This window comes from Streptomyces sp. MK37H (assembly GCF_018035285.1).
GTDB classification, from domain to species: domain Bacteria; phylum Actinomycetota; class Actinomycetes; order Streptomycetales; family Streptomycetaceae; genus Streptomyces; species Streptomyces endocoffeicus.
Genome location: NZ_JAAAYH010000840.1, coordinates 1 through 1,434, shown reverse-complemented (window position 1 = coordinate 1,434; position 1,434 = coordinate 1). Strand labels below are relative to the sequence as shown.

The window sequence follows — 1,434 nt, the reverse complement described above, 5'->3', positions numbered from 1 at the left end:
CGCCCTGCGCACCCGCGCCGAGCGGACCGCCGCCGGGCTGTACCGGCTGGGAATACGCCCCGGCAGCCGGGTCGCCTGGCAGCTGCCCACCCGGATCGAGACGGTCGTGCTGACCATGGCGCTCGCCCGCCTCGGCGCCGTGCAGACCCCGCTCATCCCGTACTACCGCGACCGCGAGGTGCGGTTCGCGCTGCGCGAGTCCGGGGCACGGTTCTTCGCCGTGCCCGGCCGGTGGCGCGGCTTCGACCACACCGCGATGGCGCGCCGCCTGGCCGCCGAACTGCCCGAGCCGCCGATGGTCTTCGAGGCGTACGACACGCTGCCGGTGGCCGACCCCAAGGCGCTGCGGCTGCCGCCTCCGCCCACCGACGGACGGGCCGTCCGCTGGATCTACTGGACCTCGGGCACCACCTCCGACCCCAAGGGCGTGCTGCACACCGACCGCAGCCTCATCGCCGCCGGTGCCTGCCTCGCCCACGCACTGCGGCTCGGCCCGGACGACGTCGGGTCCATGGCCTTCCCGTACGCCCATGTCGCGGGGCCCGACTACACCGTGATGCTGCTGCTCTACGGCTTCCCGGCCGTGCTGCTTGAGCACTTCTCGCTGCCGGAGTCACTGCCCGCCTACCGGCGGCATGGGGTGACGGTCGCGGGCGGCAGCACCGCCTTCTACTCGATGTTCCTGGCCGAACAGCGCAAGGACCCCTCGCGCCGGCTCATCCCCACCCTGCGGCTCCTCGCGGGCGGCGGCGCGCCCAAACCGCCCGAGCTCTACTACGAGGTCGTACGGGAGCTGGGCTGCACCCTCACCCACGGCTATGGGATGACCGAAGTCCCCATGATCACCATGGGGGCGCCGGACGACACGGACGAGAACCTCGCCACCACCGAGGGCCGGCCGCCCAAGGAGATGGAGATCCGGGTGGTGGACGGTCAGGTGCGGCTGCGCGGCGAGGCGGTCTGCGCCGGATATCTGGACGAGGCCGAGACCCGTAAGGCGTTCGACGCGGACGGCTTCTTCCTTACCGGCGATCTCGGCCACCTTACGGAGAGCGGCCATCTGGTGCTGACCGGCCGCGTCAAGGACATCATCATCCGCAAGGGCGAGAACATCTCGGCCAAGGAGATCGAGCAGCTGCTGTACCAGCACCCGGGCGTGGGTGATGTGGCGGTGATCGGCCTGCCCGACCCGGACCGGGGCGAGCTGGTCTGCGCCGTCGTGGAGCAGCCGGCCGGGGCCGAGGCGCTGACGCTCGACCAGGTCGTGTCGTATCTGCGGGGGGCCGGGCTGTCGGTGCACAAGCTGCCGGAGCGGCTCGAGGTGGTGGACGCCCTGCCGCGTAACGAGACGCTGCGGAAGGTGCTGAAGTACCAGCTGCGGGAGCGGTTCGCGGAGGGAGTCGCCTAGGGGGTGTCCGGCGGGTCGTGGCGCCT

Annotated in this window: 1 protein-coding gene; it reads left to right on the top strand. The window is 72.0% G+C overall.

Translation table 11 applies throughout. The features are described from left to right. Nucleotides 1-1,408, top strand: a 1,408-nt coding sequence (locus GWI24_RS44315) for an AMP-binding protein (RefSeq protein WP_210951654.1), incomplete at its 5' end; no start/stop codon positions are given. Nucleotides 1,409-1,434: the final 26 nt, after the last annotated feature.